This is a genomic window from Dinoroseobacter sp. S124A (assembly GCF_049801015.1).
GTDB lineage: Bacteria > Pseudomonadota > Alphaproteobacteria > Rhodobacterales > Rhodobacteraceae > Dinoroseobacter.
In genome coordinates, this window is sequence record NZ_JBNAGD010000005.1 from 15,234 (window position 1) to 28,262 (window position 13,029).

The window sequence follows — 13,029 nt, forward strand, 5'->3', positions numbered from 1 at the left end:
CCGCGCCGTTCAGGACAGGTCCAGCTCGCAGACCACCGGAAAGTGATCCGATGCGGTCAGAAGCGCGGATTGCAGATCGGCATCGCCAAAGCAGTCCGGGTCATCGAAAGGATGCAGGATCCGCCAGAGGCCCGCCCGCGCCCGCAGATCCGCCGAGACCATGATGTAGTCAAGCAGCGCCGCCAGATAGCGGTTGGTGTCCTTGCGAAAGAACCGCGCGGTGCTGGGCATGGTCCCCAACCGACGCTCCAGCGCTTCGGCGGCATGGGGGTCATAAAGCGGCGCCTCGGCCCCCTCCCCCAACACGATCTCGACCCCCGAGCGCCCGAAGAGCCTCTCATAGACGTCGAGCCCGGGCCCGTCATTGAAATCGCCCAGCACCATCAGCGGCGTGCCCTCGGCCAGATGCGCGCTGACCCGGCGGCGCAGCCAGATGCATTGGGCAAGCTGCTTGCGCCGGTTGGCAATGGCGATCCGGGTGGCATCCTCGGGCGAGCGCGCGCCATGGGGGGCCTTGGACTTGGCATGCACCCCGATCATCCGGAAAGGCACCCCGTCGCGCGGCGTGATCCACAGCTCGAGCGGCGGCTTGGACCAGCGCACGGGATCCGGCACCGCATCCACATCGAGATCGAGCGCAAAGTCCATGTCGAACCGGGGCGCGCCCAGATCCGAGGGCGCATGCGCCGCCGAGAGCCAGTCGGGATCATAGAGCAGCGCGATCTCCTGCTGGGTGTCGCTGGCAAACCCGCTGAGCGCGCGCGAGGTGCGCAGGTCGTACCGGGCGGCGAACCCCTCCAGCGCTGCGCGGGTCGACCGCCGGGATCCCTGATCCGGGGCTTCGATCACCATGATCGCATCCGCATCCATCGCACGGAACACCGCGCCCAGCGCCTCGGCCTGCATGGCGCGGGTCACATCCCGGCGGCGTGACCAGCCATCGTCAGCCTGCAGCCGGTTGTCCTCGTCGAAAAGTGCTGTGAACCACTCCACATTGTAGGTGGCGATCCGCATGGCCGGGCTCAGGCCGACTTGGCATGGTGGATCTCTTCCCATGCCCGGTTGATCGCGATCAGTCGCCGCTCCGCGAGCTTGATCGCCTCTTCGGGCACACCGCGCGCCATCATCCGGTCGGGATGGGTCTCGCGCACAAGCCCGCGCCAGACCTTCCGCGCCTCTTCGAGCGAGACCGACGGATCGACCCCCAGAACGTCATAGGGATCGGGCTCGGCATCGGGCACATGCTGCGCCCGCAGACGCCGGAAACACATGTCGCTCAGCCCGAAAATATCGCCCACGGATTCCAGAAACGCGTTCTCGGCCGGGTGATAGGTGCCATCGGCCATGGCAATGTGAAAGAGCCCCTCCATCAGGTCCGTGAGCGTGTCCTCGTCATCGGAAAACATCTCGGCGATGCGCTCGGCATAGATCTCGTATCCGGTGACGTCCTGCCGTGCGAGATTGAACACCTTGGCCGCATGGGGCTCATCCGCCGGCGCGATGGTGAACACCTCGCGAAAGGCCGTCACCTCGTCGCGGGTCACCAGCCCATCGGCCTTCGCCATCTTCGCGCTCAACGCGATCACCGCAATGGTGAAGGCCACCGTGCGCTCCGGCGGGGAGCGCAGGGTTTCAAAGACCTTGGACAGGCTCTCGCCCGACCGGAAGGCGGCAACGGCATCGGCAATACGGGACCAGATCGACATGGCGCGAATCCTAGAGGTTCCACGACACCCTGTCAGCCCAAGGGATGCCGCATGTGCAAGAAGACGCGCCCGGGCGCGCGGCGCCGGTCAGAGGCGCTTGTAGAGCAGGACCAGATCCATCCAGCGGTCGAACTTGAAGCCGACTTCCGGCAGCGTGGCAAGCTCTGTGAAGCCCATATGGCGGTGAAACCGCACGCCATCCGGGTTCTCGCCGCTCACCCCGGCCCAGAGCGTGTGGACCCCGCGCCCGCGCGCGTGCGCCTCCAGCGCGTCCATCAGCCCGCGCCCCAGGCCGAGCCCCCGCACCCGGGCGTCCAGCATGATCGAATGCTCCATGGTATGGGCATAGCCGATCCCGCTCCGGAACGGGCCATAGGTGGCAAAGCCCATGACCTCGTCGCCGGAAAGCGCCACGAAGAAAGGCAGGTTTTCCTCTGACTTTTCCAGCAGCAGCGTCGCGACATCCGAGGGCGTCTTCTCGATCGCGTTAAAGGTCACCGCCGTCTCGCGGATCAGCGCCGACCACAGCCCCGCAATCGCCGCCGCATCCGCCGCCTGCGCCGCGCGGATCATAGGGTGACCTCGCCCTTGGGCGTGCGCAATGTCACGCTGAGGGCGGCGGGCCCCTCGGTGATCTCGACCAGATCCGCCTGCAGACCGGTCAGGGCCTCGCGCAACGCGTCGGCGCGCGGATGGGTGACGCGCAACCCTGTCAGGCGCACGCCGCAATCGGCGAGTTTTTCGGTCGGATGACCGCCCTTTTCCCATGTGATGATTGGCGGGCCGACCCCGTCAAAGGGCAATGCGCCGGTGTCGAGCACGGTAAAGCTCCAGCGCAGATCGCCCCGGCTGAGGGCCACGGGCGGCCCGGCATAGGCCGGGCGTGCCATGCCCGGCGGGGCGGCCACGATCCAGGACTGCAGGCGGGGTGGCCCCTCGAACCGGTCCAGCCCGAACCAGCGGGCGCGCCCCGGCGGGGCTGCGTCCGGGTCGATGGCGATCACCTCGAGATAGAGATCCGGGCCCAGGGACAAGAGCCGGTTATGGGTGCCCATGGCCGGGTGCTGCCCGCCCGGGGCAAGGGCCACGCCGAGCCGCTCTTCGAGCCAGGCGACCCCGTCCTCGAGCCGCGTGGCGGCAATGGCGATATGGTCGAAACGCAGGACCGGGTCAGGTCCGCTCATTCTCGCATTTGAAGTTGTCACGGTTGATGTCGTTGTCTTTCTGGCCCCAGAGCGGCACGCGCGACTGGAATGCCGCCCGGGCGATCACATGCGCACCGATGGGCGCAGTGAACAGCAGGAAGAGGATGATCGCAATCTCCTTCGCCATCCCCTCGGCATCCACGGTGAGCGCAGCGGCGGCGGCGATCATGCCGACCCCCAGCGTGCCTGCCTTGGTCGAGGCATGCATCCGGATATAGACGTCCTGCATCCGCACCACGCCCAGCGCAGCGATGAAGGTGAAGAACCCACCGCAGAGCAGCAGTGAGCCCGCGATCCAGTCAATGGCGGTCATACGTTATCCTCCTTGCCCGGGGCGGTATCCGGTTGCCCGTTCTTGTAATTGCGTCCCGACCGCAGCACGAAGCGCGCCAGCGCCACGGTGCCCAGAAACGCCACCAGCGCCAGCACGAGCGCCGCGTCGAGATAGGCCTCGACCTCGCTCGACAGCGCAAAGAGCGTCAGCATCGCCACCAGCAGGATCGAGATCAGGTCCAGCGCCACGACCCGGTCCGGCAGGGTCGGCCCCCGCAGAAGGCGGATGGTCGACAGGACCAGCGCCGCCGTCACCATCACGAAGGTCAGCAGCACTGCGACCCCGAGCGGGCCGGTCTGACGGGTTTCCAGCAAGAGGCTGCCCAGAAGATCAAGCATGACGCGTCCCCCGTGTCGCCCGCAGGACGCGGCGTTCGATCCCATGTTTCATGGCGGCGATCTCCCCCTCCGGGTCCTCGGCGCCGAACATCGAATGCACCAGCAACTCGCTGCGATCCGCGCTCAGGTCGATGGACAGAGTGCCCGGGGTCAGCGAGATGATATTGGCCGTCAGCATCAGCTCCACATCCGTCTTGGCGTCGAGCGGCATGACGATCAGCCGGGGCCGCGCCTTCATCTCTGGCGTAATCACATCCCAGGCCACCCGCAGGCTGGAGACGATCAGCTCCTTGACGAAAAAGACAAAGAGGTTGAGCGAGTAATACAGTCTCAGCACGAATTTCATTCGGACACCTCCGCCAGTTGCAGGGCTGCACGCTCGGCCCGGGCGGTCTCGGCGACCTCGGGGCCCAGAACGACTTCGACATAGGCCAACGGATCCAGCAGCGTGATCGCCGCCTCCTCGGCCACCGCATAGAGCGGCCCGGCCCCCAGTCCGATGATCACGGTCATGACCGCAAGCACCGCGATCGGCCCGATCATCGTCCTTGGCATGGCTTGTGCCAGGTTGTGGTCGGGATCCGGATGATCCTTCCAGAAGGCCGCGAGCCAGATCTTGGTCATCGAGAAGAGCGTGATCAGACCCACCGCCAGCGCGGCCAGCGCCACCCACCAGTCGCGCGCCTCCAGCGTGGCCTGCACAATGATGAACTTCGCCCAGAACCCCGAGAGCGGCGGGATGCCCGCGAGGCTCAGCGCCGGGATCAGGAAAAGCACGGCGAGGAAGGGCGACGCCTTCAGCAGACCACCGATCTTGTCGAGCTCCTCGGAGCCCGCCTTCAGCTTGATAAGCCCGGCCACGAAGAACAGGTTCGCCTTCACGATGATGTGGTGGAAGAGGTAAAAGATCGCCCCGATGATCGCCAGCGGCGTGAAGAGGGCGAGACCCAGCACCATGTAGCCAATCTGGCTGATGATGTGAAAGGACAGGATCCGCCGCACATCGTTCTGCGCCGCCGCGCCGAGCACGCCGATCACCATGGTCAGCACCGCACCGATCAGCAGGATCGGCTGCACGAAGCCGCCACCGCCATCATAGACCACCGTGAACACCCGCAAGAGCGCATAGACCCCGACCTTGGTCAGCAGCGCCGCGAACAGCGCCGAGGTCGCAAAGGCAGGCGTGTGGTACGAGGCCGGCAGCCAAGCAAAGACCGGGAACATCGCCGCCTTCGCGCCAAAGGCAAAGAGCAGGAGCGCCGCCGAGGCCAGCACCGCCGTCTCGGATTGACGATCCGCCAGCACCAGATGCAGATCCGCCATGTTCAGCGTCCCCGCCGCGCCATAGAGAATCCCGACGCCGGTCAGAAAGGCGAGCGTGGCCACAAGATTGAGCCCGACATATTTCACCGCCGCGTCGATCTGATCCCGGCGACCGCCGATCACCAGCAGGCCGAAGGACGCGATCAGCATCACCTCGAACCAGACATAGAGGTTGAAGATATCGCCGGTCAGGAACGCGCCGCACACCCCCAGCAGCAGGGCATGGCTGAGCGGGTGGAACCCCACCCGACGCTCGTCATCGGTCACGTCGAACTGGCTGTAGACAATCACGGCCACGCCGACGATCCCGGCAATGACCACCATGGCCGCCGAAAGGATATCCGCGAAGAGGGTGATGCCGAACGGGGCCTCCCATCCGCCCATCTGGGCCGAGATCGGGCCACCGCTCAGCACGGCCTGCAACAGGACCAGCCCCGAGCCGAGCAGCGCCACCGCCCCCAGCAGAGAGACTGCATTCGCGCCGCTGCGATGGCGCAACAGCAGGGTCAGGATCGCCGTGATCATCGGGATCGCAATGGGCCAGACGAGGATCATTCTGCCGCCTCCAGACGGATATTGGACGAGGCCGGTTGCGGTTTCGGCGGCTCCAGCGGCTCACAGGCCCGCATGGCGTCCATCTCGACCGTCCCGAGGCTCTGCCAGGCGCGGAAGGCCAGCGCCAAGGCGAAGGCCAGCAGGCCGAACCCGATCACGATGGCCGTCAGGATCAGCGCCTGCGGCAGCGCATTGGCCGCCCCGGCCACGGCCTCGGTCGAGCCTTCGGGAACGAAGGGCGGCGTCGCATAGGTCATGCGCCCGGCGGCAAAGATCCCCAGATTGGCCGCGTTCGACAAGAGAACCAGCCCAAAGAGAAAGCGGATCAGCTGCCCGCTCATCATCAGATACGCGCCCCCGGCGACGAGAAAGCCAACCAGCGCTGCAATCACGATTTCCATCAGCGCGCCTCCTCGTCCTGCTCGGCGAAAACCGCGTCTTCCAGCGAAAAGAGCACGGCACAGACCGCGCCGAGCACGGTCACGAAGACGCCCGTGTCGAACAGCAGGATCGACCCGACCGGCCAGCCTTGCGTTCCTTCGCCGGGAACATAGCCATAGAACGGCCAAACCCCCTGCAGGAAGGCACCGCCCACGGCAGCCCCCCAGAGCCCGCCCGCCACGGACATGGCCAGCCCGAGCCCCGCGAGCGAGAGCGCGTCGATGCGCAGAAGCTTGCGCGCTCTGTCGACCCCCTCGGCCAGCGCATAGAGCGCCACGGCAATCACCGCCATCAGGCCTCCGATAAAGCCGCCGCCCGGAGCATTGTGCCCGCGCCACAGGATGAGCAGAGAGATCAGCAAGAAGAGCGGGACAAGCACCCGGGTCGCTGTCTGAAGGATCGTGGAGTTCATTTGTCTACTTTCTTCCGGGCCCGCAGGCCCGCCGTCAGGGCCGCAGCGGCAGAGATCGCCGCCACAAGAACCACCGCCACCTCGCCCAGCGTGTCGAGCGCGCGGAAGTCCACAAGGATCACGTTCACAACGTTCCGGCCCAGCGCCTCGGGGTAGCTGGCCGCGTTGAAGAACTCGTTGATGCGCGGGTCAAAGGGCTGCATCAGCACCGAGGCCACCACGAAGGCCACGCCGAGCCCCAGTGCAGAGGCGATCATCGCATCGCCCGCGCGGAAGTTCCGCTCCTGCGGCATGGTGGGCAGCTTGACCAGCGCCACGGCAAGGATGAACACCACCAGCATCTCCACCAGGATCTGGGTGATCGCCACATCGATGGCCGAGTAGAACACGAAGAGGATGGCGACCCCGGCCCCGGTGATCCCGAGCGCGGTCAGGCCATAGAGCCGCGAGCCCGTGGTCAGCACCACCGCTGCCGACACCGCGATCAGCGCGCAGATCACCAGCGGCACCAGAGACAACCCTTCAACCGGCGGGTTGAACGCGTCGCGCGAGGCGAGATGCGACCCCCACATCAGCAGGGCCAGCACCGTGAAGGCCGTGCGCAGATAGACCGTCATTTTGCCCCCCTGCACCGTGCGCGCCGACCAGGCCGCAAAGCGCTTGAAGCTTTTCAGCACCAGCTCGTAAGTCTCGTTCGCATCCAGCCCGCCGGTGAAATTGGTGCTCCGCAGAGAGGCGCGCACCTTCGCGCGGCCATAGTAAAGCGTGAACCCCAGCACGAAGGTCAGAAGCGACAACATCAGCGGCAGGTTCACCCCATGCCAGAGGGCGAGATAGACAGGGTCCTCCCCCGGCAGGATCGATTGCACCACCGGCGTGATGATTGGCCCGGCGATCAGCGCGGGCATGAGCCCGAAGACCAGTCCCAACACCGCCAGCAGGGCCGGCCCGCTCCACAGCCATGGGGAGGGATCCGCGGGCGCTTTCGGCGTCGCCAGCCGGGCGCCAAAGAAGGGCGCGATCGCCACCAGCGCCGCCGCCGCCACCATATTGGCATTGGCCAGCAGGGCCGCCGTGGCCACAAAGAGCGGCTCGGTCTGCACACCAAGTGCCGCCTCATACATCAGCTCTTTGCCGATAAACCCGACGAAAGGCGCGAGCCCGGCCATGGACATGGCCGCGAGCAGCGCAATCACGAATGTGACCGGCATCGCCCCGCGCAACCCGCCGAGCTGCGTTGTCTCGCGCGTGCCCGTGCCCTTGTCGATCAGGCCAATGGTCAGGAACAACGCCGCCTTGTAGAGCGCATGCACGACCAGAAAGACCGCGACAGTCATCACCGCATAGCGCGTCCCGCCGCCCAGCATCATGGTGAGCGCGCCGAGCGCCATCACCGTGGTATAGGCCAGCATCAGCTTCAGATCGGTCTGCTTCAGCGCCAGAACCGAGGTCCAGACCATGGTGATCGCGCCCACGAGGGTCAGCGTCCAGAACCAGACCTCCGTCCCGCCAAGGGCCGGGGTCAGGCGTGCCAGCAGGTAGATCCCCGCCTTTACCATCGTCGCCGAGTGCAGATAGGCGCTCACCGGCGTGGGCGCGGCCATCGCCCCGGGCAGCCAGAAATGAAAGGGGAACTGCGCGGATTTCGTGAAAGCCCCGATGAAGATCAGGATGAGGATCGGAACATACAGGGCCGACGCCTTGATCAGATCGCCTGCCGCGTTCATCTCGGAAATCCGGAACGTGCCCGCCTCGGCCCCCAGCAGGATCAGCCCCGCCAGCAGCGCGAGCCCCCCGAGCCCCGTCACCAGAAGCGCCTGGAGCGCATTGTCCCGCGCCTTGGTCTTCTCGTGGTCGAACCCGACCAGCAGGAAAGAGGTGATCGTCGTGCCTTCCCAGAAGACGAACAGGGTCACCGCATCATCCGCCAGCACCAGTCCGAGCATCGAGATCGCGAACAGCGTCAGCAATGTCAGCAACATCGTGAGCTTGGGATGGCCTTTGAAATAGACCGCGGCATAGAGGAAGATGAGCGCCCCGATCCCGGTCACCATCAGCGCAAAGAGCAGCGAGAGACCATCGATCAGGAAGGCGACCTCGATCCCGAGACCCGGGATCCACGGACGCGACCAGGTGACGACCTCTCCGGCAGCCACCTGTGGAATGAATTGGGCAAACCAAAGCGCAATCAGCGCAAGGATTGCGGCGGGAAGGAGAGTCAGGAGCCGGGGCATGGGCACACGTTCTATATTGGGGGCGCGCAAGAGCGCCTCGTCTTCGTTCACCTAGCGGTGCAGGCATCTGGGGCAATTTTTAAAAATAAAGAGGGTCGCGCCACGGCCCCGGATGTAGCGCGACCCTCAGCCGTCCAATGGACGGCACAGGCCTAGAAGTCGATCAGATCCACTCCTGGTCGTGGCCCGTATTTTCGGCCCCTACTCCTGCCCGACATGAGGAAACATGAAGGACGTGGGCAAGATCGGCGCCTCCCGTGGCATACTGCCTTCGATGAGTTTGATATGATGTCGTCGTTGATTTTAAAAACCCAATGGCTTAATAAATTTTGATAGTTTATTCCTATCAAACTCCGAAGGTGCCCCTTGGCCAGTCCGACCCTCAAGCAATTGCAGTTTCTGGTCGCCATCGACGAGACCGCGCATTTCCGACGTGCGGCGGAACGGGTCGGGGTGACCCAACCCTCCCTGAGCGCGCAGATCCAGAACCTCGAACTTGCGCTTGGGGTCGCTCTGGTGGAACGCGGTCGCGGCGGTGTGCGCCTGACCCAGGTCGGGCGCGAGATCGTGACCCGGGCGCGGGGAATTCTCGATGATGTTCAGAGCCTTGTGGATTTTGCCGGTGCGGCCCGGGACGGCGTTGTCGGCACGATCCGGCTCGGGGCGAAGGCCACGCTGGGGCCCTATCTGCTGCCCCATGTGGTGGGCGCGCTCCATGCCGGGCACCCGGATCTGCGGATCTATATTCGCGAGGATGCCCCCCGGGTGCTGGAACAGGATCTGGCCCGGGGCGAGCATGACGTGATCCTCACGCAGCTGCCGGTGATCGGGGCGGACTACACGACCGCGCGGCTTTTTCGCGAGCCGCTGATGCTGGCCATGCCCGCGGATCACCGCCTGATCGCGCGCGAAACCCTCCGCCCCGAGGATCTGGCCGGGGAACAGGTGCTCAGCCTCAGCCCGGCCTATCACCTCCATGATCAAATCACGGCGATCTGCCAGCAGACCGGCGCGCTGCTGGCGCGGGATTACGAGGGCACCTCGCTGGACGCCTTGCGTCAGATGGTCGGGATGGGGATGGGGCTCACCTTTCTCCCGGCGCTCTATGTCAGCTCCGAGATCGAGGGACGTGGCGCCGAAGTCGTGGTCCGGCGCATGACCGGCGTGCGCATGATGCGCTCGGTCGGGATGGTCTGGCGGCGGCGCGCAGGGCGCGACGCGGCCTATCTGCAAATCGCGCAGGTGATCCGCGATGTGGTCCGCAAAAGCTGGCCGGAGCTGACAGTGGAAAGCTAGGCGCGCGCCCGGAAGCCCGGCGCGTCATCCCGAGGCGGCATGCCGCCTCGGCCATGGTGTCCCTCGCGCAGCGACCCTCCGCAGACCCTCAGGCCGCTTCGGAGCGCGCCTCCCGGATCAGCCGCAGGATGTCCTGCGCGGCCTCGGGGATGTTCGTCCCCGGCCCAAAGATCGCCTTGACGCCCCGGTCATAGAGGAACTGGTAATCCTGCTGCGGGATGACCCCCCCGCAGATCACCAGAATATCGCCGGCCCCCTGCGCCTTGAGCGCCTCGACCAGTTTCGGCGCGAGGGTCTTGTGCCCCGCCGCCTGGCTCGAGATACCGATGACATGCACGTCATTGTCGATGGCGTCCTGCGCGGCTTCTTCGGGGGTCTGGAACAGCGGACCAACATCCACGTCAAAGCCGATATCGGCAAAGGCGGTCGCGATGACCTTGGCGCCCCGGTCGTGACCGTCCTGCCCCATCTTGACCACCAGCATCCGCGGGCGGCGCCCTTCCTCGGTCGCGAAATCCTCGACGGATTTCTGGATGGCGGCGAAGCCGTCATCGCCTTCATAGGCGGCCCCATAGACCCCGGCGAGGGTCTTCACCTCGGCGCGGTGACGCCCGAACACCTTTTCCATGGCCATGCTGATCTCTCCTACGCTTGCCCGCGCACGGGCCGCTTCCACGGCCGCCTCGAGCAGATTGCCCCCTTCGGAGGCCCGCCGTTCCAATTCCGCGAGCGCCGCGTCACAGGCAGCCTGATCGCGGCTGTCGCGGATCCCGGCCAGCCGGGCCACCTGACCCTCGCGGACCTTCTGGTTGTCGATCTCGAGGATATCGATCGGGTCTTCCTTGTCCTTGCGGTACTTGTTGACCCCGACGATCACCTCGTCGCCCTTGTCGATCATCGCCTGACGCCGGGCCGCGGATTCCTCGATCCGCAGCTTCGGCATGCCGGAGCCGACGGCCTTCGTCATGCCACCCATCTCCTCGACCTCTTCGATGAGCGCCCAGGCCTTCTCGGCCAGCTCATTTGTCAGGCTTTCGACATAGTAGGAGCCCGCCAGCGGATCGACCACATTGGTCACGCCGGTCTCTTCCTGCAGGATCAGCTGGGTGTTCCGCGCGATCCGGGCCGAGAACTCCGTCGGCAGGGCAATCGCCTCGTCCAGCGCGTTGGTGTGCAGGGACTGGGTCCCGCCGAGCACCGCCGACATCGCCTCATAGGCGGTGCGGATCACGTTGTTATAGGGGTCTTGCTCCTGCAACGAGACGCCGGAGGTCTGGCAATGGGTCCGCAGCATCATCGAGCGCGGGTTCTTCGGCTCGAACTCGGACATGATGCGATGCCAGAGCATCCGCGCCGCGCGCAGCTTGGCCGCCTCCATGAAGAAGTTCATCCCGATGGCAAAGAAGAACGACAGCCGCCCGGCGAACTTGTCCACATCCATGCCGCGCTCGATCGCGGCGCGCACATATTCGCGGCCGTCCGCGAGGGTGAAGGCCAGCTCCTGCACGAGGTTCGCGCCCGCCTCCTGCATGTGGTAGCCGGAGATCGAGATCGAGTTGAATTTCGGCATCTCGTTCGACGTGTATTCGATGATGTCCGCGATGATCCGCATCGAGGGTTCGGGCGGGTACACATAAGTGTTGCGGACCATGAACTCCTTGAGGATGTCGTTCTGGATCGTGCCCGACAGGACCGAGCGATCATGGCCCTGTTCCTCGCCGGTGACGATGAAATTCGCGAGGATCGGGATCACCGCACCATTCATGGTCATCGAGACCGAGACCTTGTCGAGCGGGATGCCGTCGAACAGGATCTTCATGTCCTCGACACTGTCGATGGCCACGCCCGCCTTACCCACATCACCCTCGACCCGGGGGTGGTCACTGTCATAGCCCCGGTGTGTCGCCAGATCGAACGCGACCGAGACGCCCTGCTGCCCGGCATCCAGCGCCTTGCGATAGAACGCGTTGGATTCCTCGGCCGTCGAAAACCCCGCATATTGCCGGATCGTCCAGGGACGGCCCGCATACATGGTCGCCTTCACTCCGCGGGTGAACGGCGCCTGACCGGGGATCGTGTCCAGATGATCGAGCCCTTCGGTATCCTCGGCCGTATAGAGCGGCTGGACCTGGATCCCCTCAAGCGTGTCCCAGGTCAGCGCCTCCAACGGCTTGCCGCGCAACTCCTTCGCGGCAATGTCAGCCCACGCGTCTTTGCCCTTCGTCATGTCGCACTCCTCTTTCTTCTTCTGTCGGGCCCACGATGTCCTCGGGGCTCTCAATATAGCTGATGGCCGGGCCCGGATTGCTCCGCAGCCAGGCGATGTCCTCGGCGTAGTCCGCGCGCATCTTCGTGCGCTGCGGTTCGGTGAATGGCATCCAGCGCCCGCTGTTCCACTCGGCCAGACGGGCGAGATGGCCCGCACAGGGCCCCGCCTCGACCGCAGCGCGCAGGGCGTGGATATCGGGCGCGGGGTTATGCACCACCTCCACCGGCTCAAGCGGCAGGGCCAGGTCGCGCCCGGTCATCCGGGCGATCACGTGATGGGGCGCGTCCACCATGCCCTCGAACGGCCAGACCTGGATCTCGGCCCGGGGAAAGACCACGCGCAGCTCGCGGATGATGTCGCGCCAGCGGCGCGGCTGGGCCACGAGCCCGGCGCGCTGATCCGCATCCGGCACGCGCCCGCTGCGCTTGACCGTGAAAGAAATCATCGATGTCCAGAGCTGGTCATAGCTGCGAATGGCGAGTCCGATCCGCGTACAGTGCCGCGCAAAGGCCGGGCGCAGCCGCGCCACGCGCCGCGCCGCGTCGGGATAGAGCCGTTCGGTCGTCACACTGGCCGGGATCGAGCCCAGCATGTTCTCTTCGCTGACAATCAGGGTCCTGGTCCCCGCCGCATCCAGACGATGCAGATCCCGCGCAATGCGCTGGTTGGCGGTCCGAGCCTGCGCGACCACCTGCGGTGACACCCGGTCCGCCGCCTTGATCAGCCCGTCAAACAGACCGGCGCGGATCATTTGGGGCGCCCAGTATTCCACCTTATGCGCCTTCAGCCGCTGATGATTGTGATGCAGCGTCTGTTGCAGGGTCGTGGTGCCGGTCCGGTGGGCTCCCACATGCAGAATTACGTCCAAAACACGCCTCATACTCGCAAGCCCGACGCCCAGGCGCGGGGGATATGA

At 65.6% G+C, this 13,029-nt stretch carries 14 protein-coding genes; 1 reads left to right on the forward strand and 13 read right to left on the reverse strand.

Features of this window, described 5'->3' with window-relative positions; all coding sequences use genetic code 11:
* Window positions 1–9: 9 nt before the first annotated feature.
* The 11 genes from ACP15I_RS13090 to mbhE form a co-directional block, all read right to left on the reverse strand.
* Entirely contained in the window at window positions 10–1,014 is a 1,005-nt protein-coding gene (locus ACP15I_RS13090; RefSeq protein ID WP_424975444.1) for an endonuclease/exonuclease/phosphatase family protein, read from the reverse strand.
* A gap of 8 nt (window positions 1,015–1,022) precedes the next feature.
* On the reverse strand, window positions 1,023–1,706 hold the full coding sequence (locus ACP15I_RS13095; protein ID WP_424975445.1) for a TerB family tellurite resistance protein: 684 nt from the start codon (window positions 1,704–1,706) through the stop codon (window positions 1,023–1,025).
* Between the two features lie 87 nt (window positions 1,707–1,793).
* On the reverse strand, window positions 1,794–2,279 hold the full coding sequence (locus tag ACP15I_RS13100) for an N-acetyltransferase family protein (RefSeq protein WP_424975446.1): 486 nt from the start codon (window positions 2,277–2,279) through the stop codon (window positions 1,794–1,796).
* Window positions 2,276–2,890 (reverse strand): VOC family protein, encoded by a 615-nt coding sequence (locus tag ACP15I_RS13105; RefSeq protein WP_424975447.1) that lies wholly within the window; start codon window positions 2,888–2,890, stop codon window positions 2,276–2,278. The genes ACP15I_RS13100 and ACP15I_RS13105 overlap by 4 nt, the downstream gene beginning before the upstream one ends.
* Window positions 2,877–3,224, reverse strand: a complete 348-nt coding sequence (mnhG, locus tag ACP15I_RS13110) for a monovalent cation/H(+) antiporter subunit G (RefSeq protein ID WP_424964976.1) — start codon at window positions 3,222–3,224, stop codon at window positions 2,877–2,879. Before mnhG ends, ACP15I_RS13105 begins: the two co-directional genes overlap by 14 nt.
* Entirely contained in the window at window positions 3,221–3,583 is a 363-nt protein-coding gene (locus tag ACP15I_RS13115) for a monovalent cation/H+ antiporter complex subunit F (RefSeq protein ID WP_424975448.1), read from the reverse strand. Before ACP15I_RS13115 ends, mnhG begins: the two co-directional genes overlap by 4 nt.
* The gene (locus ACP15I_RS13120; RefSeq protein ID WP_424964978.1) at window positions 3,576–3,929 is read right to left on the reverse strand and encodes a Na+/H+ antiporter subunit E; all 354 of its coding nucleotides are present in this window, start codon (window positions 3,927–3,929) and stop codon (window positions 3,576–3,578) included. The genes ACP15I_RS13115 and ACP15I_RS13120 overlap by 8 nt, the downstream gene beginning before the upstream one ends.
* On the reverse strand, window positions 3,926–5,461 hold the full coding sequence (locus ACP15I_RS13125; protein ID WP_424975449.1) for a Na+/H+ antiporter subunit D: 1,536 nt from the start codon (window positions 5,459–5,461) through the stop codon (window positions 3,926–3,928). Before ACP15I_RS13125 ends, ACP15I_RS13120 begins: the two co-directional genes overlap by 4 nt.
* The gene (locus ACP15I_RS13130; RefSeq protein WP_424964980.1) at window positions 5,458–5,862 is read right to left on the reverse strand and encodes a Na+/H+ antiporter subunit C; all 405 of its coding nucleotides are present in this window, start codon (window positions 5,860–5,862) and stop codon (window positions 5,458–5,460) included. The genes ACP15I_RS13125 and ACP15I_RS13130 overlap by 4 nt, the downstream gene beginning before the upstream one ends.
* Entirely contained in the window at window positions 5,862–6,314 is a 453-nt protein-coding gene (locus ACP15I_RS13135) for an MnhB domain-containing protein (protein ID WP_424964981.1), read from the reverse strand. Before ACP15I_RS13135 ends, ACP15I_RS13130 begins: the two co-directional genes overlap by 1 nt.
* Window positions 6,311–8,599 carry a hydrogen gas-evolving membrane-bound hydrogenase subunit E gene (gene mbhE / locus ACP15I_RS13140; RefSeq protein WP_424975450.1) on the reverse strand — a complete coding sequence of 763 codons (2,289 nt, stop codon included), beginning with the start codon at window positions 8,597–8,599 and terminating at the stop codon, window positions 6,311–6,313. Before mbhE ends, ACP15I_RS13135 begins: the two co-directional genes overlap by 4 nt.
* Before the next feature lie 315 nt (window positions 8,600–8,914).
* Here mbhE and ACP15I_RS13145 point away from each other — a divergent pair, with 315 nt between their 5' ends.
* Complete coding sequence (locus ACP15I_RS13145; protein WP_424964983.1) at window positions 8,915–9,844, forward strand: hydrogen peroxide-inducible genes activator; 930 nt, start codon at window positions 8,915–8,917, stop codon at window positions 9,842–9,844.
* 88 nt (window positions 9,845–9,932) lie between these two features.
* Here ACP15I_RS13145 and scpA read toward each other — a convergent pair whose 3' ends face one another.
* The gene (gene scpA, locus ACP15I_RS13150) at window positions 9,933–12,071 is read right to left on the reverse strand and encodes a methylmalonyl-CoA mutase (protein ID WP_424964984.1); all 2,139 of its coding nucleotides are present in this window, start codon (window positions 12,069–12,071) and stop codon (window positions 9,933–9,935) included.
* Window positions 12,043–12,981 carry a hypothetical protein gene (locus ACP15I_RS13155; protein WP_424975451.1) on the reverse strand — a complete coding sequence of 313 codons (939 nt, stop codon included), beginning with the start codon at window positions 12,979–12,981 and terminating at the stop codon, window positions 12,043–12,045. Before ACP15I_RS13155 ends, scpA begins: the two co-directional genes overlap by 29 nt.
* Between the last annotated feature and the right edge of the window lie 48 nt (window positions 12,982–13,029).